Raw genomic sequence first — 22,223 nt, 5'->3', positions numbered from 1 at the left:
TCGAGTTCGCCATGATAGAAGTCCAGGATGTACGCAAACAATTCGGCGCCGTGCAGGCGCTCGGCGGCGTGAGCTTCTCCGCGCGCGACGGCCAGATCACCGCCCTGCTCGGCCCCAACGGCGCCGGCAAGACCACCCTGCTGCGCACCCTGGTCGGCCTCTTGAGGCGCGACCACGGCAGCATCGCCATCGACGGCGTCGATCCGGAAAAGGACCCGCTCACGGTACGCCGCAACATCGGCTTCCTGACCGACCAGTTCGGGCTCTACGAGCGCCTCAGCACGCGCGAGTACCTGGCCTACTTCGGTGAGCTGAACGGTTTGAAAGGCACGCCGCTACGCCAGCGCATCGACGAAGTGGCCGAGCTGCTGCAGATGGACGACATCCTGGAGCGCCGCGCCAAGGGCTTCTCGCAGGGCCAGCGCATCAAGGTCGCGCTGGCGCGCACGCTGCTGCACCGTCCGCGCCACCTGCTGCTGGACGAACCGAGCCGCGGCCTGGATGTGATGAGCACGCGCGCGCTGCGCCGCGCCCTCGCCAGCCTGCGCGCGGAAGGCTGCTGCGTGATCATGGCCACCCACGTGATGCAGGAAGTGACCCACCTGTGCGACGACGTGGTCGTCATCGCCAAGGGCCATACGGTGGCCCAGGGCTCCCCCGAAGAACTGTGCCGCCGCACCGGCATCGCCAACCTGGAAGACGCCTTCGTCAGCCTGGTCGGCACCGAAGAAGGAATCGCCGCATGAAGCCCAAGTTTTTGATCGTGTTCCTGAAAGAGCTGCGCGAGGCGCTGCGCGACAAGCGCACCCTCGGCCTGCTGGCGCTGTTCACGCTGATGTACCCGGTGATGATCGGTTACATTCTCAACCAGAGCATCAACCGCGCCACCAAGCCGGAACGCGAAGGCGTCGAGATCGCCGTGATCGGCGCCAGCCAGGCGCCCACGCTGATGTCCCAGCTCAAGCAGCGCAACATCAACGTCAAGAACCAGGCCCCGCTCGACGAAGAGGGCATCACGAAGCTGCTGCAGGCGCGCACCTATCCGGTGGTGCTGCGCGTGTCCGACAAGTTCACCGAGAACTACGCGGCGATGCGTCCCGCGCGCATCGAGCTGTGGTACGACTCGGCCGACGAGAACGGCAAGCGCCGCCGCGAAGTCGAGGAGGTGCTGGAAGCCTACAGCGCCAACGTGGCCGGCGCACGCCTGCTGGCGCACGGGGTCTCGCCGGCCACGCTGGCGCCGATCCAGGTGCAGCGCTTCGACACCGGCACCAACGCCTCGCGCTCCGCGGGCCTGATCGGCAGCCTGCTCGGCATCCTGTTCCTGCCGGTCTTCATCTGCGGCTTGTCGACCGCGGTCGATACCACTGCCGGCGAGCGCGAACGCCGTTCGATGGAAGTGCTGATGGCGCAACCGGCCAGGGCCTGGGAACTGGTGGTCGGCAAATGGCTCACCGCGGGCTGCCTGGCGGTCGCCGGCACCACCCTCGAGCTGGTGCTGGCGCACCTAATCCTGTCCTGGCTGCCGCTGGAGGAAATCGGCATGTCCTGGAGCCTGGGCTGGGCCGACCTGGCGCTGCTGATCGTCGTCACCATCCCGCTCTGCCTGTTCGCCTCCGGCATGCAGGTGGCGCTGGCGATGAACGCCAAGTCCTTCAAGGAAGCCCAGAGCGTGCTCAGTTTCGTGACCCTGGTGCCGCTGATTCCGGGCGTGGTGGTGTCGATGATGGAGCTGAAGACCGCCACCTGGATGTACATGGTGCCGATGCTGTCGAACCAGACCCTGCTCCGCGAAATGACCAAGGGCGACGTCGGCATCCTGCCTTTCGTGATGACCTTCTCCTGCTCGGCATTGGTGGCCTTGCTGGCGGTCGGCTTTGCCAGCTGGCGCATGAAGAGCGAACGCTACGTGCTGGCGGTATAAGCCGTAGAATAGACGCCCTGAATCACGCTAGGGAGAGATCGAATGGAAGTCAAAGTCAGCTGGAACGGCCCGTCGGGGATGAGCTTCCGGGCCGAAACCGGCTCGGGCCACATGGTCAACATGGACGGCGCGCCGGAAGGCGGCGGCCACAACCTGGCGCCGCGCCCGATGGAGATGGTGTTATTGGGAACCGGCGGCTGCACCGCCTATGACGTGGTGCTGATCCTGAAGCGCGGCCGCGAAGACGTGCGCGGCTGCGACGTGACACTGAAGGCCGATCGCGCCGACAGCGATCCGAAGGTGTTCACGAAGATCCACTTCCACTTCATCGTCAGCGGCAGGAACCTGAAGCCGGCGGCGGTGGAACGGGCGGTCAGCCTGTCGCATGACAAGTACTGCTCGGCTTCGATCATGCTGGCCAAGACGGCCGAGATCACACATTCCTTCGAGATCGTCGAGGCTTAAATGTAATACGCGGTGGTGGTCATGACCTTGGACATGGCCTGCATCGCCATCTTCACCGGCAGCGGCATCTCGGCCGCGCCCATCGCCTGCGCCTTCGAACCGTGCTCGATCTCGTCGACACGCATCTGCTCGACGATGGCGCGCGATTTGCCGTCCTGCGGCGGCAGTTTATCGAGGTGACTGTTCAGGTGGGCCTCCACCTGGCGCTCAGTCTCCACCACGAAGCCCAGGCTCTGCGGGTCGCCCATGCGCGCAGCCACTGTGCCCAGCGCATAGGCGCCGGCGTACCACAGCGGATTCAAAAGACTTGGCTGGGAGCCCAGTTCGGCCAGGCGCTCGGCGGTCCAGGCCAGGTGGTCTTCTTCCTCACGGCCGGCCTGCACGAACTGCGCGCGCATCGCCGGGCTGCTGGCGTAGCGCGCCTGCGAGTCGTACAGGGCCTGGGCGCAAACTTCGCCGACGTGGTTCACGCGCATCAGGCCGGCGCTGTGGCGCGCCTCCTGGTCGTTCAATTCGCAGTCGCGCGCCGCGGCGCCGGGGTTCGGGCGCGAGGCCTTGGCCACGCCGCCGACCACGCGCAGGGCGCGGTCGAAGCCGGCGATCAGGTTGTCGAGAGGGTTGATGTCGCGGGTGAGCTTTTCCATGGCTTTATTATATCGCGCCGCCCTTCTGCCGCTGCAGCCAGTCGTGCACCGGCCCCGCTACCTCCAGCTTCGAGATGTTCTTCGCCACGCCCAGGTTCAGCTCCAGCAGGAATGGAATCGAATCGGGTGGCACCTCCGGGCAGCTTTCGCCGAACACCGCCATGAAGCGTGGCGACTGCAGCGTCGGCAGCACTTTCTCCCCGCTCATGAACTGCAGGATGCTGGTGATGGTGTGGCCGCCGCCGATGCTCTGGTAGACGAAGCGGTTGTATTCGCGGTCGACCTTGGCGAAGTCGATCGCTTCCTTGGTCATCAGGCCGGCCAGGTAATGCAGTCCGGTGGCGACGCGGAACCAGTCGGTGGCCTCAATGCGGGTGCGGCCCTGGCGGGTCACGGCCAGGATCTTGTCCTTGATGATGGTATCCATGGGAGCAACTATACCCCCATCCGGGCAGGGAAAGGAAGTTGTCAAACTAGACAGGGATTTTTCACTGGCGTATGCTGGGGTGTTGTTTCCGCTACGCCTCAATGCCGCGTTTTTGCACTCTGGGCCGGCGAAACTGCCGTGTGTCGCATGGGCTCTACCCCTGCAGCTCATTTTTAATACAATGCAATAGTCATCAAAGTACGCAGATTCTCACTATGGAATTAGAAATCCGCCATCTGTCCAAGACCTACGCCAACGGCGTGGTGGCGCTGGACGGGGTCACGCTGCGCATCCCGCCCGGGATGTTCGGCCTGCTCGGGCCGAACGGCGCCGGCAAATCGACCCTGATGCGGATCCTCGCGACCTTGCAGGAATGCGATTCCGGTTCCGTGTTCCTGGACGATATCGACGTCCTCGACGAAAAAGACGAAGTGCGCCGCCTGCTCGGCTACCTGCCGCAGGATTTCGGCGTCTACCCGAAAGTGACTGCTTACGAACTGCTCGACCATTTTGCGCAGTTGAAGGGCCTGGCGAACCGCGCGCGGCGCCGCGAAGTCGTCGACGGCCTGCTCCAGCAAACCAACTTGTTCGAGGTGCGCGACCAGCGCCTCGGCACCTTCTCGGGCGGCATGAAGCAGCGCTTCGGCATCGCCCAGGCGCTGCTGGGCGACCCGCAGCTGATCATCGTCGACGAGCCGACCGCCGGCCTCGACCCGCAGGAACGGGTGCGCTTCCATAACCTGCTGTCCGACATCGGCCAGGACAAGACCGTGATCCTGTCCACCCACATCGTCTCCGACGTCGCCGACCTGTGCGCGAACATGGCGATCATTAACAAGGGCCACGTGCTGCTGTGCGGCGAGCCGGCCAATCTCATCGAAGGCATCGAGGGGAAGATCTGGGCCCGCTTCGTCAACAAGCCGGAACTGCTCGCCTTCCAGAAGCGCCACACCGTGATCTCGACCCGCCTGCTGAGCGGACGCCCGATGATCCACGTGTATGCGGAGCGCTATCCGGGCGACGATTTCGAGCCGGTCCACCCGACCCTCGAAGACGTTTATTTCGCCACCATCGCCGGCCGCCACAACGCTCTAGCAGGGAACTGCTGATACCATGCGCGCGCTTTACGCCATCGCGCTGTTCGAAGCACGGCAGCGCCTGAAACTGCTGTCCACCTGGATCTACTTTTTCGCCTTCCTGGCGCTGGCCATGCTGTGGGTGGCGGCCGCCGGCGGCGCCTTCAAGGACATCACGATCTCCTTCGGCGGCCGGGTGCTGGTCAACGGCCCGCGCCAGGTGGCGCTGTCCTCGGCCTTCCTCGGCTGCTTCGGCATCGTGGTGGCGGCCGCCGTCATGGGCCGCTCGGTGCAGCAGGACTTCGAATACGAGACCCATCACTTCTTCTTCAGCGCGCCGATTCCCAAGCACGCCTATGTGTTCGGGCGCTACCTGGGGGCGCTGGCCACGCTGGCGGTGGTGTTCTCCTCCATCGTGCTGGGCAACCTGCTGGGAGCCCTGCTGCCCGGCGTCGATCCCTCGCGGGTGGGCGCCTTCAAGGCGCTGGCCTACCTGCAGCCCTACTTCCTGACCCTGCTGCCCAACCTGTTCATCTTCGGCGCCATCTTCTTCGTGCTGGCGGCCCTGACGCGGCGCATGCTGCCGGTGTACGTGGCCGGCGTGGTGATGATGATCGGCTACCTGGTCGCGCCCTCGCTGGCGCGCGACCTCGATTACAAGACCCTGGCGGCGCTGATCGATCCCTTCGGCACCACCGCCCTGATCCGCCTGACGGAGTACTGGACCATCGCCGAGCGCAATGCGCGCATGATCCCCTTCGAAGGCGTCTACCTGGCGAACCGCCTGATCTGGTCGGCGTTCGCGTCGATTGTGCTCTTGCTCGGCTACTGGCGCTTCAGCTTCGTCTCCAGCCCCGCCACCCGGCGTGCGGCCGCGCGCGGCGAAGGCGAGACCGCGGCGACTCCCTCTTCCCAGCCCGCGGGCGGCACGAAGGAGGCGCCGGACTTCGTGGCGCGCCGCCTCAGCCTCCTGCTCTTCAAATCGGCCTGGCTCGACCTGCGCGAGTCGGTCAAGAACATCTATTTCGCCGTCATCGCACTGGCCGGCGTGCTGGTGCTGGTGGTCAGCTCGCTCGACCTGGGCGCCATCTTCGGCACCAAGACCTATCCGGTCACCTACATGGTGCTGGAGCTGATCCGCGACGTCTTCGCGCTGTTCCTGCTGATCGTCACCACCTTCTATGCCGGCGAGATGGTCTGGCGCGAGCGCGAAGCGCGCATGTCGCTGATGCTGGACGCGCTGCCGGTGCCGAGCTGGCTGCCGCTGGCGGCCAAGACCCTGGCCCTGGTCGGCCTGCAGGCCGTGCTGCTGCTGGTGGCGATGGTGTGCGGGATGCTGATCCAGCTGTCCCGCGGCTACGTGGCGCTGGAGCCAGGCCTCTACCTGTTCACCCTGTTCGGCGTCCTGCTGCCCAAGTACGCCCTGCTCGCCATACTGGCGATCACGGTGCAGGCGATCCTGAACCACAAATACCTCGGCTACTTCGTGCTGGTGCTGTACTACATCGCCAGCATCACCCTCGGCTCGCTCGGCCTGGACCACCCGATGCTGCTGTACGGCGCGCTGCCGGACATCACCTATTCGGCGATGAACGGCTTCGGTCACCACCTGGCCCTGCAGCGCGCGCTGCTGGTGTACTGGGGCGGCGCGGCGCTGGTGCTGCTGGCAGCGGCAGTGGTGTTGTGGCCGCGCGGCGTGTCCGACACCTTCCGCGAGCGCCTGCAGCTGGCGCGCCAGCGCCTGAGCCCCGGCGTGCTGGGCGCCTTCGGCCTGGGCACGCTGCTCTTTCTAGGTTCCGGCGCCCTCCTCTGGTACAACCTGGAGCACGTCGGCGCCTACCAGTCCGCCTGGACCAGGGACCGCCTGCGCGCCGAATACGAACTGTATTACCACCGCTACGCCAAGGCAGCGCAGCCGCGCATCGCCAGCGTCGACCTGCAGGTCGACATCCTGCCGGCCAGCCGCACCCTGAAAGTGAAAGGCGCCTACCAGCTGGAGAACCGCAGCGGCACGCCGATCGCGGAACTGTTCCTGAGCCAGCGCCCGGGACCGACGCTGCGCCCGCGCTTTTCGCAGCCTGTGCGCCTGTTGGACGCCGACGAGAAGCGCGGCTTCTACCGCTATGCCCTGACCACGCCGTTGGCCGCGGGCGGCCGCATCGCCCTCGAATTCGAGCTCGAAGACGCGCCCGGCGGCGTGCTGGGCCTGGGCCGCGACACCGCGGTGGTGGCCAACGGCAGCTTCTTCAGCAACGCCATCCTGCCCCACATCGGCTACCAGCAAAGCGTCGAGCTGCAGGACGACCGTGACCGCAAGCGCCACGGCCTGGCGCCGAAGGAGCGCATGGCGGCGCGCGAAGATGCGTCCGCGCAGGCCAACAACTACCTCGGCGGCGACGCCGACTGGATCCGCTTTGACGCCGTGGTCAGCACGAGCCTCGACCAGATCGCGGTGGCGCCGGGCACCCTGGACAGCGAATGGATGGCCAAGGGCCGCCACTACTTCCACTACCGGATGGACAAGCCGATCCTGAATTTCTATACCTTCCAGTCGGCGCGCTACGAAGTGCGGCACGACCGCTGGCAGGACGTGACCATCGACGTCTACCACCAGCCTGGTCACGACTACAATGTCGACCGCATGATCCGCGGCGCCAAGGCCGCGCTGGAATACGGCTCGACGCAGTTCGGACCCTACCAGCACCGCGAGCTGCGCATCGCCGAGTTCCCGCGCTATGCGTCCTATGCGCAGGCGGCGCCGGGCGTCATCCCTTTCTCGGAAAGCGCCGGCTTCATCGCCAAAGTCGATCCGGAATCGCGCAAGGACATCGACTACCCCTACTACATCACCGCGCACGAGGTCGGGCACCAGTGGTGGGGCCACCAGTTGATCGGCGCCGACAGCCGCGGCGCCACCGTGCTGTCCGAGAGCCTGGCCGAGTACACGGCGCTGATGACGATGCGGCGCACCTTCGGCTCCAGCAGGATGCGGCGCTTCCTGCGCTACGACCTCGAGGAATACCTGATGGGCCGGGCGACCGAGACGCGCAAGGAGCTGCCGCTGGCGCAGAACGAGGACCAGCCCTACATTCACTACCGCAAGGGCAGCCTGGCGATGTACCTGCTGCAGGACCTGGTGGGCGAGCAAGCCGTGAACGGCGTCCTGCGCCAGCTGCTGCTGGAGCACGCCTTCCGCGGGCCGCCCTACCCGACCGTCACCACCCTGGTCGAGAAGCTGCGTGCAATCACCCCGCCCGACAAGGCTTACCTGATCGACGACCTGTTCGAGTCCATCGTCCTGTATGAAAACCGCGCAGACAGCGCCAGCGCGCAGCGCCGCCCGGACGGCAAATACGAAGTGACGATCCGCGCCAAGGCCGGCAAGGTGCGCGCCGGCGAGCTGGGCGAGGAGCGCGAGGTGCCGCTCAAGGACTGGATCGAATTCGGCGTCGACGACGACAACGGCAACCCGCTGGCGCGCGAACGCCGCCTGGTCGACCGCCGTGCGCAAACGGTCACGCTGGTGGTGGACGGCCGACCGGCGCGGGCCGGTATCGACCCCGACAACAAGCTGATCGACAGGAAACCAACGGACAACATGGTCCCTGTCGACATGCATTAAAGTCTACGTTATTATTTGGTCACAATTTCCTGTTAGGAGCTTCAGCATGTCCACCGTCGCCGAACTGGCCTCAGAAATTCAGCAATTGTCCGCTGCCGACAAGCATCTGCTGATGCAGCTGCTGCTGACCGACAGCGACGAACCCGAACAGGACGCCGAAGAGGCCTACCGCGCCGAAATCGTGCGTCGCGTGAAGGCGATCCGCAACGGGGAGGCGGCGATCAAGGCGCTGCAGGATTGGCAGGAATAAGTTTCTGCCGCCGCCGCCGAGTGCGGCAGGCGTAAAAAAACCGCGAAGCGATTCGCGGTTTTTTTACGTCCCTTGCAAGCGTCCGCCGGCGCATCGCTGCCAGGGGCATAATCGGCCACGCATACCGAGGAGGCCCCATGAGCAAACTGGACCAGGAAGACCGGGACGAGATCCCGGGCAGGCAATTCGCCTTTCCCAAGCAGCGCAAGGAGCCGCTGGAGGACGCCAGCCACGTGCGCAACGCCGTCGCCCGCTTCGACCGGGTCGAGGGCGTGACGGACCAGGAGCGGGATGAGGCCTGGAAGCATATCCAGGCTGCGGCGAAGAAGTTCGACGTCGAGTTGAATGAGAAGGACTGGCGGGAACTTGGGAAGGACAAGAAAGGCAAGCACTAAGCCGGGCGACCCACGAAAAAAAACCGCAGACACAGGTCCGCGGTTCTCATGCATGCAGCAAGGCCAAAGGCGCCGGCTTACTTCGCCGTACTAGCCGCCCGCTTGGCCGCCGGCTTCGCCGCAGCCGTCTTCGCAGGCGCCTTCTTGGCCGCCGTCTTGGTCGCAGCCTTGGCCGGCGCTTTACGCGCCGCAGTCTTCTTGGCCGCTACCGCAACATCGCCGCCCTCGCCTTCATCCGCAACCGCAGCGCCGGCTTTCGGCTTCGCACCCGGCTTGACTGCGCGTGGCTCGAACTCGAAGCTGATCTTGCCATCTTTGCCGCGCACCAAGTAAGCCTTGAAGGCACGGCGCGTGCGCTGCGAGATGAAGCCCGGCAGCAGGTCGGTCTTGCCGTCGTTCAGCAGCTTGGCCATCTGCTCCGGCAGGATTTCCTGCTGCAGGATGATGCGGCCGCTGCGGAAGTCGCAGGTCTTGGGCTTGGACACGCTCTTCTCGCACACGTAGGCCAAGGGCATCTCGTAGACGCCGCCGAAGCATTTCGGGCAGGGGCCGAGCGCGGTCTGGCCGGTGAAGTCGACGCCCTCGCCGTCCTCGCCCTCGTCCTTGTCCTGGCCGAAGTCGAACTCCAGCTTGTAGTTGTGGATGTCCTCGTCGCGCACGATGCGCAGCACCGCGGCGAACGGGCGGCCCATCTTCGAGCGGAAGCCCTGCAGCGGACCGATGGTGCGCTTCTGCAGCAGTTCCTCGACTTCCTCGATCTCGAACTGGCGGCCGCCCGGCACCTTGGACATCGAGAAGTCGCACTTGGTGCAGGCGAAACGGCGGTAGTTTTCCTTGACCACGCCGGCGCAGTTCGGGCACGGCGTTTTAAGGGTAGCGTACTCGCCCGGGATGGTGTCGTTGTCGTATTCCTTGGCGCGCTTGACGATGATCTGGGTCATCTGGGCGATCTCGCGCATGAACTCTTCACGCGTGATGTTGCCCTTTTCCATCTGCGACAGCTTGTATTCCCACTCGCCGGTCAGTTCCGGCGCCGTCAGTTCGTTCACGCCCAGGCCGCGCAAAAGGGTCATCAACTGGAACGCCTTGGCGGTCGGAATCATCTCGCGGCCTTCGCGCAGCAGGTACTTCTCGGTCAGCAGGCCTTCGATGATGGCCGCGCGCGTTGCCGGCGTGCCCAGGCCCTTGCCGGCCATGGCGTCGCGCAGCTCGTCGGAGTCGACCAGCTTGCCCGCGCCTTCCATGGCCGACAGCAGGGTCGCTTCGTTGTAGCGTGCGGGCGGTTTCGTGACCAAGCCGTTCGGCGTGACCTTGTCGGCCAGGACCTTCTCGCCCTTGGCGACCGGGACCAGGCTGGCGCCGTCCTTGTCGTCGCCGGTGGCGGCATCCTTGCCGTACACGGCCAGCCAGCCGGGGTTGGTCATGACCTTGCCTTCGGTCTTGAACTGGTGGCCCGAGACTTCGGTGAAGCGGGTCGTGACCAGGAACTCGGCGGCCGGGAAGAACACGGCCATGAAGCGGCGCGTGACCAGGTCGTAGAGCTTCTGCTCAGGCTCGGACAGGTTCTTCGGCACCACGCCGGTCGGGATGATCGCGAAGTGGTCCGAGATCTTGCTGTTGTCGAAGATGCGTTTGTTCGGCTTGACCCAGCCCTTGTCCAGGATCTGCTTGGCGAACTGGTGGTAATTCGAGTTCCCCTTCAGGACTTCCAGGGTCTGCTTGACCGTGTTCAGGTAGTCTTCCGGCAGCGCGCGCGAATCGGTACGCGGGTAGGTCAGCACCTTGTGCTTTTCGTACAGCGCCTGGGCCAGGCCCAGGGTGTTCTTGGCCGAGAAGCCGAAGCGGCCGTTGGCTTCGCGCTGCAGCGAGGTCAGGTCGAACAGGGCCGGGGCCATCGAGGTGGTCGGCTTCGATTCCTCGGTAACGACGCCCTGCTTGCCGTGGCAGGCCACGACGATGGATTCGGCAGCGGCCTTGCTCCACAGGCGCTCGGCGCGCTTTTCCGGATCGTTCTCGTCCTTCTTGAACTTGGTGTCCAGCCAGCGCCCTTCGTAGACGCCGGCGGCGCAGACGAACTCGGCGCGCACTTCCCAGTAATCGCGCGGCACGAACTTGCGGATCTTTTCTTCGCGCTCGACCACGATCGACAGGGTCGGGGTCTGCACGCGGCCGACCGTCGTCAGGAAGAAGCCGCCTTCCTTCGAGTTGAAGGCAGTCATGGCGCGGGTGCCGTTGATGCCGATCAGCCAGTCCGCTTCCGAGCGGCAGCGCGCGGCATCGGCCAGCGGCATCATCTCTTCGTCAGTGCGCAGGTGGGCGAAGCCGTCGCGGATCGCGTTCGGCGTCATCGACTGCAGCCACAGGCGCTTGACCGATTGCTTGGCCTTGGCGTTCTGGGCGATCAGGCGGAAGATCAGCTCCCCTTCGCGGCCCGCGTCGCATGCGTTGATCAGGGTGGTGACGTCCTTGCGCTTGATCAGCTTGTTCAGCACCTTGAGACGCGATTCGGTCTTGGCGATCGGGTTCAGCGCAAAGTACGGCGGGATCATCGGCAGGTGGGTGAAGCTCCACTTGCCGCGCTTGACGTCGTACTCCTCGGGCACCGCGATTTCCAGCAGGTGGCCGACGGCGGACGACAGGACGTATTCGTCGGATTCGAAATACTCATCGTGCTTGGTAAAGCCGCCGAGCGCCTTGGCGATGTCGTTCGCCACGGAGGGTTTCTCGGCAATGATGAGGGCTTTGGTCATATGGTTTCTCTATGTGTTCGATAGTCGCGGCTCGCGCATCATACATGACGGCGGCCAGACGGATCGGGAAGTGCGTCCCGGCGATTCCCGTCTGTTGATAGCTTATTGGTAACAATTAGCGGATTGCGGCAAATGATAAGCGGGTTGCCACGCACCTTGCAAGTAGACTGTACCTGTTCGTTGCTGAGGCAAAATACGCTTCATCTTGCTTTATTGCAAGAAAAAACGGCGCCGCAGCGCCGTTTTCGTCATTACAATTGTGGAATATCAATGCAGAAGGCGCGGCTCAGCATCCTCGTCTTCGTCGGCGCCGAACAGGTCGTCGAACATCAGCGCGTCCGGCTCCTTGCCCTGGCTCCACAGCAGCATCAGGACGATGATTTTCAGCTTGCCAAGGGTAACTGGGGATTCGTCCAGCGCCAGGGCGCGTTCGATGACGATCTCACGCTGGCAGGCAGTGAGGAGACCGGCCAGCTCGAGGAACTGGATGAAGCCGACGGCGGCGCTGCCGAGAGTGTCGACTTCCTGCGAAACATAGAAACGGGTGCCGCTGGATTCCAGGGCAGGGTTGATCGTCCCGGCCATTTCGGTGAGACCGTTCAGCCAGTCCAGCGCCTCGGAAATTTCGATATCGTCGAAACCGACGGCAGACAGCTTGCGTGCCAGGGCCTCCGGCTCTGGGCAGGCATCGGGACGGTAGTACGTCTCGTAAAGGTAGACTAGGATGTCGAACATGGTGACGCTACTGTAGCAGCTAAGTTCGCCCCGGCACAAGTGCGTCACAAGGTCAGCTGCCGTCTAGAAACATCATCGTTGTTTATCGGCCTTATCCGCTTCGCCACTCACTTCACCACTCTTTGCACCCTGCCACCGGGCCGCCGTTCCAGCAGTCCAGCGAGCTCTAGCGCAAGCAATTGGCTGCTCAATAATGCAGGGCTGATATTCATCGATGCAATAAGGATATCGGGTTCGACCGGGTCGTGACCGAGCGCCGCCAGCAGGGCTTCGCTGCCGTCCGGGACGGTCTCGTCCGGGCGCTTTGCCGGCATCGCAACGGCAGGCGCGCGCACCAGCGGCGACCAGGCCATCGCCTCCAATACGTCGGCTGCCGTGTCGACCAGCTTGGCCCCTTCGCGGATCAGGAGGTGGCAGCCCTTGGCCAGCGCCGCATGGATCGAGCCGGGAATCGCGAACACGTCCCTGCCCTGCTCGGCCGCCTGGCGCGCCGTGATCAATGAACCGGACTGCGCCGCCGCCTCGACCACCAGCACCCCGGCCGCCAGTCCGCTGATGATCCGGTTACGCTTCGGGAAATTGCCGGGCAGCGGCCGCGTGCCGACCGGGTACTCGCTGACGATGCAGCCTTCCGCGGCGATGCGTTCGCACAGTGCGCGGTTGCGCGCCGGGTAGACCAGGTCCGGGCCGGTGCCGATCACGGCAACAGTCGAACCGCCGCCTTTCAAGGCGCCTTCGTGCGCGGCGGCGTCGATGCCCAGCGCCAGGCCGGACACGATGCACAGGCCGGCGCCGGACAGCGCCTCGGCAAAGGCCAGCGCATTCGCCTTGCCCTGGACGCTGGCGTTGCGGCTGCCGACCATGGCCAGCATGGGCGCGTCGAGCAATTCCACACGTCCTTTTATATAGAGCAGCAGCGGCGGATCGGGAATATTCGCCAGCAGTTCGGGATAACCGGGTTCGCCCAGCGCCAATATGTGGTGACCGGGCTGTGCACGCCAGCGCAGCGTGGCTTCGATCAACTGCTCCGTTTCGATTGACGCCGGCGTCTTTAGTGAACGCAATTGAGCCGGACCAATCAAGGCGGCCAGCTCGTCGCTGCCGGCTTCGAGGATGCCTTCGGCACAGCCGAAGGCATCCAGCAGCTTGCTTGCCGTGCGCGGCCCGATGCCGGCGGCGCGTTCCAGACGCAGCCAGGCCGCAACGCGGGCGTCGCTTAAAAACACCGCGGCCGCTGGATTGTCTGCAGCGGCCGCTTTGTGTGGGGTGTGGGAGTCCGTGTCCTGCACGGCAAAATTACTCCGGTGATTTCGCCACGTCGCCGATTTCCACCGGCAACGTCACTTGCATGACCAGTCCATACGAGACATGGCCGAACACCCGGAAAATGAACAGTTCGCCAAACTGCTCGTCCGGCATCCGCATCGTCGACTTGCCGAAACCGAGGAAGCCTTTGCTGCCGCCCGGGTCCTGGATCGTCTTCCCGAGATGATAGAGCTGCAGGACGGAGCCGACATCGAGTCCGTCAAGTGCGCCCCGGTTGACAGTCACGACCTGGCTCTGCGCAGCGTAATTCGATTCGCTGGCCATGGCCATGATGCGGGCCGTAACGGGTCGCGCCGGCGCATGCGGCACGTAATTGCGCAGCGGCATGGGAGGAGTCGGCAGCAGGCGGTCGCCCACGCCCATCTCCTGCACCGAGCTGGTGACGACGAAGCTGTGCACGTCCACACCCGGCCCAGCTTCCTTGACCAGTTTGGCCGAGCCCACATAAGCGGCCTCATGGGCGACGACCTTGCCGGTGTCCGGGTCGACCAGCGGCTTGCCCGGACGGAAGACCTGGAACGAAGTGGCGCCGTTCAGGGCGCCGCGCACGTAGATGCGGTCGCCTTCGGCCAGGTAGACCCGGGTTTCCGGGGCGGCGGCGATGCGGGGCGCGGCATTCAGTTCGCCCGGCTCGATCACCAGCGGCTGGGTCAGGAAGGGTTCGATCGCGCTCGACGGGATCGAGGAAATCGCGCCGCGCTCCAGTTCCTCGGTGCGGATCTGGGGCGACAGCCTGGTGACCGGCGGCAGGCCGGCGTCGGCATCGAGTGTGCCCGGCTTGGTCAGCGTCAGGCGGCCATGGGCGCGGTCGAAATAGATGATCTGGCCCGGGTAGATCCAGTGCGGATTGCGGATCTCGTCGCGGTTCATGCCCCAGACTTCGGGCCAGCACCAGGGATGTTCGAGAAACTTGCCCGAAATATCCCACAAGGTATCGCGCTTGACGACCACGTGCTGGTCGGGCGCGTTAGGACGGAAGCTGCAGTGGGGACCGGCGGATGCCGGCGCGGCCTGGGCGGGCAGCGCCAGGACGGCAGCCAGGGCGACGGCGGCAGTGCGGCCCGTGAGCGATCGGACCACGCCTGTGCTAAAATTTTTCATCAAAGTGTCCGTAAAGTGCGGCTATGCGTACGCGGCAAACAATCCCTGACCGCACGCCGGATCAAAGGCTTGATGGACTAAAGGGTTGCCGAACTGAATCAAATTCTGCCCACAAATCCATGAACTAGCAAGACAAGCGCGTTCTGCTACCAGCGCGACGTGTTGCTTTTATGTCTGTGCGGAAACAATTGTACAGGCTTGAACGCGCATGGCCGACACCCCATCTACGCACTATCCCTAGAATAAACAGATTAATCGAGAACCATGGCCTTACTGAACATCCTCCGCTATCCCGACCCGCGCCTGCACAAAGTGGCCAACCCGGTCACCGAATTCGACGCGCGCCTTGAAACGCTGGTCGCGGACATGGCCGAGACCATGTACGACGCCCCGGGCGTGGGCCTGGCCGCCACCCAGGTCGACGTGCACGAGCAGGTGATCGTCATCGACACCACCGAGACGCACGACGGCTTGCTGGTCTTCATCAACCCGGAAATCACCTGGTCCAGCCCGGAAAAGCAGGTCTATGACGAGGGCTGCCTGTCGGTGCCCGGCATCTACGACGGCGTCGAGCGTCCCGCGCGTGTCAAGGTGAAAGCCGTCGACCAGCACAACAAGCCCTTCGAGATGGAATGCGACGGCCTGCTGGCGGTCTGCATCCAGCACGAGATGGACCACCTGATGGGCAAGGTTTTTGTGGAATACCTGTCGCCGCTGAAGCGCAACCGCATCAAGACCAAGCTGCAGAAGGAAGAGCGCGCCCTGCAAAACAGCGGGCCCAAGGCCGCCGGCCGTCGTTGATGGCGGCGCGCATGAAGGCCGTCTTCGCGGGCACGCCCGAGTTTGCCGCTGTCGCGCTGCGCGCCCTGATCGAGGCCGGCTTCGAGATTCCGCTGGTGCTGACCCAGCCGGACCGCCCGGCCGGGCGCGGCATGCAGCTGCAGGCGTCCGCGGTCAAGCAGGTCGCGCTGGCCCACGGCATCGAGGTGCTGCAGCCGCTCTCTTTACGCATGGATGCCAAAGACCCGCAGCGCGCGGAAGAAGCGAAAGCCGCGCACGAGCGCCTGCTGGCTACCGACTATGACGTGATGGTGGTCGCGGCCTATGGCCTGATCCTGCCGCGCGCGACCCTCGATATCAAGCCCTGCATCAATATCCACGGTTCGCTGCTGCCGCGCTGGCGCGGCGCCGCGCCCATCCACCGTGCAATCGAGTCCGGCGATCCCGAGACCGGCGTGACCATCATGGAGATGGAAGAAGGTCTGGACACCGGCCCGATGCTGCTGATGGAGCGCCTGCCCATTTCGGACACGGACACCACCGGCAGCCTGCACGACAAGCTGGCCGGGATGGGCGGCCGCATGATCGTCGATGCCTTGCAGCGGATGGCGGCGGGCGGCCTGCAGGCCGAGCCGCAGCCGGAGGAAGGCGTGACCTATGCCGCCAAGATCAGCAAGGAAGAGGCGAAGCTGGCTTTGGCCCGCCCTGCCCTCGAGCTGGCGCGCAAGGTGCGGGCGTTCAATCCTTTCCCGGGTGCGCATGCGCAGGCGGGTGGCGTGACCGTGAAAATCTGGAATGCGCAGGCAGTGGATGGCAAGGGTCGACCTGGCCAGGTCCTGTCGGCAGATGCCCAGGGGATCGTGGTGGCTTGCGGGGAAGGCGCGCTGCGCCTGACGGAACTGCAGAAACCGGGCGGCAAGCGCCTGGCGGCTGGGGAGTTTCTGAAGGGATTTTCGTTCGACGGCGTGTCGTTCGAGTAATACTTCGAATAAAAAACGAAGGGGGCAGGGCCCCCTTTTTTTTCGCTTACTGCTGCTCGCCTTGAGCACGCACGCGATTGGCTTCCATGTATTCGCGCAGGACCTGGTTGATGCGGGTCTGGTAGCCCGGACCGGCCGACTTGAACCATTCCAGCATGTCCACATCCAGGCGGATGGTGACGATCTGCTTCACGCCGCTGACCGCGTTCTGCTTCGACGTGCTTTCTTCAGTGCGGGTTGCCGGCTGGTCCCACTCAGGCACATATTCTTTGTTCATTTCAATTCTTCCCATTGAGGCGGCGGACGACGGGTCCGCGCATTCCGTACGATTTGGACTAGGGCCGCGCCAGCGGCGGCTCCATGGAATTAATTGTCGTCGGTGTATGTATCCGGGAAATTGCTAATAAGCCTCATTTTGTATCGCACTGTAACAATGCGGCTTTTGATACATAAAGATACAAACGTCTTTACAGAACCGCCGTTTTTGGTCTTCTTCTGCCCTTCCTTTGCGCCGATTGGCAGCAGCTGCTTGACACGGGAACAAACTCTGCTAGTAAAGGTATAATCGAAGACCCGCCTCTGTAAAACCGCCTGGAAAAATTGACGATGACCACCGCCGCCCCCGCCTACTCCCCCGCCGACGCCCAGCTGCGCGAGATCCTCGCGCGCCGCATCATGATCCTCGATGGCGCGATGGGCACGATCATCCAGCAGTACAAGCTCGACGAGCAGGCCTACCGCGGCGAGCGCTTCAAGGATTTCGCCGCACCGGAAGGAAGCGGCGCGCGCGAGCTGTTCGTGAAGGGTAACAACGAGCTGCTGAACCTGACCCAGCCGCAGATCATCCAGGAGATCCACGAGCGCTACCTCGCGGCCGGCGCCGACCTGATCGAGACGAACACCTTCGGCGCCACCAGCATCGCCCAGGACGACTACCACATGGCGGAACTGGTCTACGAGATGAACGTGGAGGCCGCCAAGCTGGCGCGCGCCGCCTGCGCGAAGTACTCGACCCCGGACAAGCCGCGCTTCGCCGCCGGCGCCCTCGGCCCGACCCCGAAGACCGCCTCGATTTCGCCGGACGTGAACGACCCGGCCGCGCGCAACGTGTCATTCGACCAGCTGGTCGCTTCTTATTATGAGCAGCTGCGCGGCCTGGTCGACGGCGGCGTTGACCTGCTGCTGGTCGAGACCATCTTCGACACCCTGAACTGCAAGGCCGCGCTGTTTGCGATCGACCAGTATTTCGACGAACATCCCGAGACGCCGCGCCTGCCGCTGATGATCTCCGGAACCGTCACCGACGCCTCGGGCCGCATCCTGTCCGGCCAGACCGTGCCGGCTTTCTGGAATTCGGTGCGCCACGCGAAGCCGCTGACCATCGGCCTGAACTGCGCCCTGGGAGCTGCGCTCATGCGCCCGTACGCGCAGGAGCTGTCGACGATCGCCGACACCTATGTGTGCATCTACCCGAACGCCGGCCTGCCCAATCCGATGAGCGACACCGGCTTCGACGAGCTGCCGGCCGACACCTCGGCGCTGCTGAAGGAATTCGCGGAAGCCGGCTTCGTCAACGTGGCCGGCGGCTGCTGCGGCACCACGCCGGAACACATCAAGGCCATCGCCGAGGTGATGGCCAAGTCCACCCCGCGCACCGTGCCGGAAGTGCCGACCGCGCTGCGCCTGTCGGGCCTGGAGCCCTTCACCATCGACGATGCCTCGCTGTTCGTGAACGTGGGCGAGCGCACCAACGTGACCGGCTCCAAGGCCTTCGCGCGCATGATCCTGAACGAACAGTTCGACGAGGCTTTGTCGGTAGCCCGCCAGCAGGTCGAGAACGGCGCCCAGGTCATCGACATCAACATGGACGAGGCGATGCTGGATTCGCAGGCGGCCATGACGCGCTTCCTGAACCTGATCGCGTCCGAGCCGGACATCTCGCGCGTGCCGATCATGATCGACTCCTCGAAGTGGAGCGTGATCGAGGCTGGCCTGAAGTGCGTGCAAGGTAAAGCCATCGTCAACTCGATCTCGATGAAGGAAGGCGAGGAAGAATTCATCCGCCAGGCCAAGCTGTGCCGCCGCTACGGCGCCGCCGTGATCGTGATGGCCTTCGACGAGCAGGGCCAGGCCGACACCTTCGAGCGCAAGACCGAGATCTGCGCACGCGCTTATAAAGTGCTGACCGAACGGGTCGGCTTCCCGCCGGAAGACATCATCTTCGACCCGAACATCTTCGCGATCGCCACCGGCATCGAAGAGCATGACAACTACGCGGTCGACTTCATCAACGCCACGCGCTGGATCCGCGAGAACCTGCCGCACGCGAAGGTGTCGGGCGGCGTGTCGAACGTGTCCTTCTCCTTCCGCGGCAACGACCCGGCGCGCGAAGCCATCCACACCGTGTTCCTGTATCACGCGATCAAGGCCGGCATGACCATGGGGATCGTCAACGCCGGCATGATCGGTGTCTACGACGACCTCGCGCCGGAGCTGCGCGAGCGTGTCGAGGACGTGGTGCTGAACCGCCGCAAGGACGCCACCGAGCGCATGATCGAATTCGCCGGCACGCTGAAGGCCGGCGGGAATAAACAGGAAGCGAACCTCGAATGGCGCGACGCCCCGGTCGGCAAGCGCCTGGCGCACGCGCTGGTGCACGGCATCACGCAGTGGATCGTCGAGGACACCGAGGAAGCGCGCGCTGCAATCGCTGCCGAGGGCGGCCGTCCGATCCAGGTGATCGAAGGCCCGCTGATGGACGGCATGAACGTGGTCGGCGACCTGTTCGGCCAGGGCAAGATGTTCCTGCCCCAGGTGGTGAAATCGGCGCGCGTCATGAAGCAGGCCGTGGCCCACCTGATCCCCTTCATCGAAGCCGAAAAAGCGGCAGAGGAAGCGCGCACCGGCATCGTCGCCAAGCCGAAGGGCAAGATGGTGATCGCGACCGTGAAGGGCGACGTGCACGACATCGGCAAGAACATCGTCTCGGTGGTCCTGCAATGTAATAACTTCGAGATCGTCAACATGGGCGTGATGGTGCCCGCCGCCGAGATCCTGGCCAAGGCCAAGGAAGAGAACGCGGACATCATCGGCCTGTCCGGCCTGATCACGCCTTCGCTGGAAGAGATGGCCTATGTGGCGCGCGAGATGCAGCGCGATCCTTACTTCCGCGAGCGCCAGGTGCCGCTGCTGATCGGCGGCGCCACCACCAGCCGCGCCCACACCGCGGTGAAAATCGCGCCGCACTACGAAGGCCCGGTGGTGTACGTGCCGGATGCCTCGCGTTCGGTGTCGGTGGGCCAGGCCCTGGTGACCGCGGATTCACGCGACGCCTACGTGGCCGAGCTGGCGGTGGACTACGAGCGCATCCGCGAGCAGCACGCCAACAAGAAGGCGCTGCCGATGGTGAGCCTGGAGCAGGCGCGCGCCAACAAGGCCAAGCTGGACTACGCGCCCGTAAAGCCGAAGTTCGTCGGCCGCCGCGTCTTCAAGAACGTCGACCTGGGCACGCTGGCGCGCTACATCGACTGGGGTCCCTTCTTCCAGACCTGGGACCTGGCCGGCCCCTACCCCGCCATCCTCACCGATGAAGTGGTGGGCGAAGCCGCCAGCAAGGTGTTCGAGGAAGGCCTGGCGATGCTGAAGAAGATCGTCGACGGGCGCTGGCTGACGGCCAACGGCGCGGTCGCGCTGCTGCCGGCGAATACGGTCAACGACGACGACATCGAGGTCTACACCGACGACACGCGCAGCGAGGTCGCCTTCACCTGGTACGGCCTGCGCCAGCAGGGCGTGAAGCCGGTGGTCGACGGCGTGCAGCGCCCGAACCAGTGCCTGTCCGACTTCATCGCGCCGAAGGACTCCGGCGTGGCCGACTACATCGGCATGTTCGCGGTGACGGCCGGCCTGGGCGCCGAGAAGATCGAGAAGCGCTTCGAGCTTGAAGGCGACGACTACTCGTCCATCATGGTGAAGGCCCTGGCCGACCGCCTGGCCGAAGCCTTTGCCGAGTACATGCACGAGCGCGTGCGCACCGACCTGTGGGGCTACGAGCCGCTGGAGAACCTCAGCAACGAGCAGCTGATCAAGGAAGCCTACGTGGGCATCCGCCCGGCGCCGGGCTACCCGGCCTGCCCGGAGCACACGGTCAAGGCGGAGCTGTTCAAGACCCTGCAGGCCGAAGAAATCGGCATGCAGCTGACCGAGTCGTTCGCGATGTACCCGGGGGCCGCGGTGTCGGGCTTCTACTTCTCGCACCCGGAGTCGAAGTACTTCGTGGTCGGGAAGATCGGGCAGGATCAGGTGGATGACATGGCTGGCCGCCGGGGCTTGCCGAAAGAGGATGTCGAGCGTTACCTGGCGCCGAACCTTTGATACGGTCGTCCCCGCGAAGGCGGGGACCCAAGTTTGCAGGCGTTTCGATAGCTCATGCAGAACTTGGGTTCCCGCCTGCGCGGGAACGACGAGTTAGCTGCGCTTGAACTTCCACACAGCCAGCAGCGCAAACACCAGCGCAAACCCCAGCTGCACCCCCATCGCCGGCAGCACCGCCATCGCATCCTGCCCACGCCACGTAATCGCATCCAGCCCATCGATCGCCCAGCGCGTCGGCACCGCCAGCGTCAGCTGCTGCATCCATGACGGGAACAGGAAAGACGGCATCCACGCGCCGCCCAGCATCACCATGATCAGGATCGCGAACATGGCAATGCGGCGCGCCGCTTCCGGGGTCTTGCCGAAGGCGGCGATCACCAGGCCCAGGCAGGCGGTCAGGACGCCGAAGGACAGCGCCATGCCGAGGAAGCCCGGCAGGCTGGCGATATGCACGCCGAACACGAACACCGCTACCGTGAACACGATGCACAGCAGCGCGAAGGCGATGATGGCGCCGGACGCCGCGCGCGCCAGCAGCACCTGGGTCAGGCCCACCGGCGCCGCCAGCAGGCGGTTCCAGACACCGCTGCGCTGGGCCAGCAGGATGCCGATGCCCATGTCGATGCCCATGAAGAGGATGAACTGCACGCCCATGCCGGCGAAGGCGTGCGCATAGGCGTTGTAGCCCTGCTCCGCGATGCCGCTGGAGAGCTGCTTGTCGAGCGTCGTGAAGGGCATGGTCATGCCTTTCGAGGGGCCGGCCGCGGCGCCGTCCTTGACCGGCAATGCCTGGTACTTCTGCACGCTGGCCAGCATGTCGACCAGCACCTTGCTGTCCGGGTCGGTCTTCGCCTGCTCCTGGAGCTGCTGCATGCTCCGGGCAGTCATCTCCTGGCCCATCTTCCCGCCGAACATCTCGGCGCTCACGACCGACATCACCTGCTGCGTCAGCATGCCCTTGACCATGCCCAGCACGGCCGGCTGCGAGGGATCGTACAGCAGCGGAATCCCGGGCTTTTTGCTGTTGCCGAACAGGGCCGCTCCGGCCGCTTCGCCAAAGCCCGCCGGCAGCACGATCGCGACTTTCTGGTCGCCCTTGCGCACGGCCTTTTCTGCATCGTCCATGGCCATCGTCGTGATGTGCAGGTTGGGATCCGCCTTCAGGCCGGCAGCGATTTTATTCCCGATCTCGCTCGTGTCCTGCTGCACCAGCGCGACCTCGATCGCGCTGGTCTTGGCATTACCGCCGAACAGGGAGCCGAAGAAGGCTGCGATCACGATCGGCAGCACCAGGGTCATCACCAGCGCGCGGCGGTCCGATAGAAACAGGATGAGATCCTTGCGGATCAGGGCATAGAAGGCAGTCATGTCGGC

Annotated in this window: 18 protein-coding genes; 10 read left to right on the top strand and 8 right to left on the bottom strand. The window is 64.6% G+C overall.

Annotation, left to right across the window (positions count from 1 at the left end):
- Positions 1 to 11: 11 nt before the first annotated feature.
- From LQV39_RS02975 to LQV39_RS02965, 3 genes are read left to right on the top strand one after another with little or no spacing between them, the layout of a single operon-like run.
- A complete protein-coding gene (locus tag LQV39_RS02975; protein WP_230020258.1) occupies positions 12 to 746 on the top strand; it encodes an ATP-binding cassette domain-containing protein in 735 nt (244 codons plus the stop codon).
- A complete protein-coding gene (locus LQV39_RS02970; protein ID WP_230020257.1) occupies positions 743 to 1,924 on the top strand; it encodes an ABC transporter permease in 1,182 nt (393 codons plus the stop codon). The genes LQV39_RS02975 and LQV39_RS02970 overlap by 4 nt, the downstream gene beginning before the upstream one ends.
- Positions 1,925 to 1,966: 42 nt before the next feature.
- Positions 1,967 to 2,389 (top strand): OsmC family protein, encoded by a 423-nt coding sequence (locus tag LQV39_RS02965; protein WP_230020256.1) that lies wholly within the window; start codon positions 1,967 to 1,969, stop codon positions 2,387 to 2,389.
- Here the strand turns inward: LQV39_RS02965 and coq7 are convergent.
- Positions 2,386 to 3,033, bottom strand: a complete 648-nt coding sequence (coq7, locus tag LQV39_RS02960) for a 2-polyprenyl-3-methyl-6-methoxy-1,4-benzoquinone monooxygenase (protein WP_230020255.1) — start codon at positions 3,031 to 3,033, stop codon at positions 2,386 to 2,388. The two genes, LQV39_RS02965 and coq7, sit on opposite strands and share 4 nt — an antisense overlap.
- 7 nt (positions 3,034 to 3,040) lie before the next feature.
- Positions 3,041 to 3,460 carry a hypothetical protein gene (locus LQV39_RS02955; protein ID WP_230020254.1) on the bottom strand — a complete coding sequence of 140 codons (420 nt, stop codon included), beginning with the start codon at positions 3,458 to 3,460 and terminating at the stop codon, positions 3,041 to 3,043.
- A gap of 215 nt (positions 3,461 to 3,675) precedes the next feature.
- Here LQV39_RS02955 and LQV39_RS02950 point away from each other — a divergent pair, with 215 nt between their 5' ends.
- From LQV39_RS02950 to LQV39_RS02935, 4 genes are all read left to right on the top strand, one after another.
- Complete coding sequence (locus tag LQV39_RS02950; RefSeq protein ID WP_230020253.1) at positions 3,676 to 4,569, top strand: ABC transporter ATP-binding protein; 894 nt, start codon at positions 3,676 to 3,678, stop codon at positions 4,567 to 4,569.
- 4 nt (positions 4,570 to 4,573) lie between these two features.
- Positions 4,574 to 8,158, top strand: coding sequence for a M1 family aminopeptidase (locus tag LQV39_RS02945; RefSeq protein ID WP_230020252.1), 3,585 nt, complete (start codon positions 4,574 to 4,576; stop codon positions 8,156 to 8,158).
- Between the two features lie 46 nt (positions 8,159 to 8,204).
- Complete coding sequence (locus tag LQV39_RS02940) at positions 8,205 to 8,408, top strand: addiction module protein (RefSeq protein WP_230020251.1); 204 nt, start codon at positions 8,205 to 8,207, stop codon at positions 8,406 to 8,408.
- 137 nt (positions 8,409 to 8,545) lie between these two features.
- Positions 8,546 to 8,803 carry a DUF6582 domain-containing protein gene (locus tag LQV39_RS02935; protein ID WP_230020250.1) on the top strand — a complete coding sequence of 86 codons (258 nt, stop codon included), beginning with the start codon at positions 8,546 to 8,548 and terminating at the stop codon, positions 8,801 to 8,803.
- Positions 8,804 to 8,880: 77 nt separating this feature from the next.
- Here the strand turns inward: LQV39_RS02935 and LQV39_RS02930 are convergent, their stop codons facing one another.
- The 4 genes from LQV39_RS02930 to LQV39_RS02915 form a co-directional block, all read right to left on the bottom strand.
- The gene (locus LQV39_RS02930) at positions 8,881 to 11,553 is read right to left on the bottom strand and encodes a DNA topoisomerase III (RefSeq protein WP_230020249.1); all 2,673 of its coding nucleotides are present in this window, start codon (positions 11,551 to 11,553) and stop codon (positions 8,881 to 8,883) included.
- Positions 11,554 to 11,820: 267 nt separating this feature from the next.
- On the bottom strand, positions 11,821 to 12,288 hold the full coding sequence (locus tag LQV39_RS02925) for a DUF494 family protein (protein WP_230020248.1): 468 nt from the start codon (positions 12,286 to 12,288) through the stop codon (positions 11,821 to 11,823).
- A gap of 107 nt (positions 12,289 to 12,395) precedes the next feature.
- Positions 12,396 to 13,577 carry a DNA-processing protein DprA gene (dprA, locus tag LQV39_RS02920; RefSeq protein WP_230020247.1) on the bottom strand — a complete coding sequence of 394 codons (1,182 nt, stop codon included), beginning with the start codon at positions 13,575 to 13,577 and terminating at the stop codon, positions 12,396 to 12,398.
- Positions 13,578 to 13,584: 7 nt separating this feature from the next.
- Positions 13,585 to 14,715: a LysM peptidoglycan-binding domain-containing protein gene (locus tag LQV39_RS02915; protein ID WP_230020246.1), complete on the bottom strand. Its 1,131-nt coding sequence runs from the start codon at positions 14,713 to 14,715 to the stop codon at positions 13,585 to 13,587.
- Between the two features lie 264 nt (positions 14,716 to 14,979).
- Between LQV39_RS02915 and def the strand changes: the two genes are divergently transcribed.
- On the top strand, positions 14,980 to 15,516 hold the full coding sequence (def, locus tag LQV39_RS02910; RefSeq protein ID WP_230020245.1) for a peptide deformylase: 537 nt from the start codon (positions 14,980 to 14,982) through the stop codon (positions 15,514 to 15,516).
- An 11-nt stretch (positions 15,517 to 15,527) separates the two neighbouring features.
- Entirely contained in the window at positions 15,528 to 16,475 is a 948-nt protein-coding gene (gene fmt, locus LQV39_RS02905; protein WP_230020244.1) for a methionyl-tRNA formyltransferase, read from the top strand.
- Positions 16,476 to 16,521: 46 nt separating this feature from the next.
- On the opposite strand, the gene LQV39_RS02900 is transcribed toward fmt, so the two are convergent.
- On the bottom strand, positions 16,522 to 16,752 hold the full coding sequence (locus LQV39_RS02900; protein ID WP_230020243.1) for a BrnA antitoxin family protein: 231 nt from the start codon (positions 16,750 to 16,752) through the stop codon (positions 16,522 to 16,524).
- Positions 16,753 to 17,081: 329 nt separating this feature from the next.
- Between LQV39_RS02900 and metH the strand changes: the two genes are divergently transcribed.
- A complete protein-coding gene (gene metH, locus LQV39_RS02895; protein ID WP_230020242.1) occupies positions 17,082 to 20,849 on the top strand; it encodes a methionine synthase in 3,768 nt (1,255 codons plus the stop codon).
- A gap of 93 nt (positions 20,850 to 20,942) precedes the next feature.
- Here metH and LQV39_RS02890 read toward each other — a convergent pair whose 3' ends face one another.
- On the bottom strand, positions 20,943 to 22,217 hold the full coding sequence (locus LQV39_RS02890) for an ABC transporter permease (protein WP_230020241.1): 1,275 nt from the start codon (positions 22,215 to 22,217) through the stop codon (positions 20,943 to 20,945).
- Positions 22,218 to 22,223: the final 6 nt, after the last annotated feature.

It is taken from the genome of Massilia sp. Bi118, from assembly GCF_918697865.1.
Lineage (GTDB): Bacteria > Pseudomonadota > Gammaproteobacteria > Burkholderiales > Burkholderiaceae_D > Telluria.
The sequence above is the reverse complement of the archived record's forward strand: the minus strand, read 5'-3'. Positions and strand labels throughout refer to the sequence as shown.

What these genes read in the sequence shown, in the direction of transcription:
- LQV39_RS02970 (WP_230020257.1), top strand. Translation starts at nt 743, where the DNA reads ATGAAGCCCAAGTTTTTGATCGTGTTCCTGAAAGAGCTGCGCGAGGCG.
- LQV39_RS02915 (WP_230020246.1), bottom strand. Translation starts at nt 14,715, where the DNA reads ATGAAAAATTTTAGCACAGGCGTGGTCCGATCGCTCACGGGCCGCACT.
- LQV39_RS02935 (WP_230020250.1), top strand. Translation starts at nt 8,546, where the DNA reads ATGAGCAAACTGGACCAGGAAGACCGGGACGAGATCCCGGGCAGGCAA.
- coq7 (WP_230020255.1), bottom strand. Translation starts at nt 3,033, where the DNA reads ATGGAAAAGCTCACCCGCGACATCAACCCTCTCGACAACCTGATCGCC.
- fmt (WP_230020244.1), top strand. Translation starts at nt 15,528, where the DNA reads ATGAAGGCCGTCTTCGCGGGCACGCCCGAGTTTGCCGCTGTCGCGCTG.
- LQV39_RS02955 (WP_230020254.1), bottom strand. Translation starts at nt 3,460, where the DNA reads ATGGATACCATCATCAAGGACAAGATCCTGGCCGTGACCCGCCAGGGC.
- LQV39_RS02890 (WP_230020241.1), bottom strand. Translation starts at nt 22,217, where the DNA reads ATGACTGCCTTCTATGCCCTGATCCGCAAGGATCTCATCCTGTTTCTA.
- LQV39_RS02950 (WP_230020253.1), top strand. Translation starts at nt 3,676, where the DNA reads ATGGAATTAGAAATCCGCCATCTGTCCAAGACCTACGCCAACGGCGTG.
- def (WP_230020245.1), top strand. Translation starts at nt 14,980, where the DNA reads ATGGCCTTACTGAACATCCTCCGCTATCCCGACCCGCGCCTGCACAAA.
- LQV39_RS02945 (WP_230020252.1), top strand. Translation starts at nt 4,574, where the DNA reads ATGCGCGCGCTTTACGCCATCGCGCTGTTCGAAGCACGGCAGCGCCTG.
- LQV39_RS02900 (WP_230020243.1), bottom strand. Translation starts at nt 16,752, where the DNA reads ATGAACAAAGAATATGTGCCTGAGTGGGACCAGCCGGCAACCCGCACT.
- LQV39_RS02940 (WP_230020251.1), top strand. Translation starts at nt 8,205, where the DNA reads ATGTCCACCGTCGCCGAACTGGCCTCAGAAATTCAGCAATTGTCCGCT.
- metH (WP_230020242.1), top strand. Translation starts at nt 17,082, where the DNA reads ATGACCACCGCCGCCCCCGCCTACTCCCCCGCCGACGCCCAGCTGCGC.
- LQV39_RS02965 (WP_230020256.1), top strand. Translation starts at nt 1,967, where the DNA reads ATGGAAGTCAAAGTCAGCTGGAACGGCCCGTCGGGGATGAGCTTCCGG.
- LQV39_RS02975 (WP_230020258.1), top strand. Translation starts at nt 12, where the DNA reads ATGATAGAAGTCCAGGATGTACGCAAACAATTCGGCGCCGTGCAGGCG.
- LQV39_RS02930 (WP_230020249.1), bottom strand. Translation starts at nt 11,553, where the DNA reads ATGACCAAAGCCCTCATCATTGCCGAGAAACCCTCCGTGGCGAACGAC.
- LQV39_RS02925 (WP_230020248.1), bottom strand. Translation starts at nt 12,288, where the DNA reads ATGTTCGACATCCTAGTCTACCTTTACGAGACGTACTACCGTCCCGAT.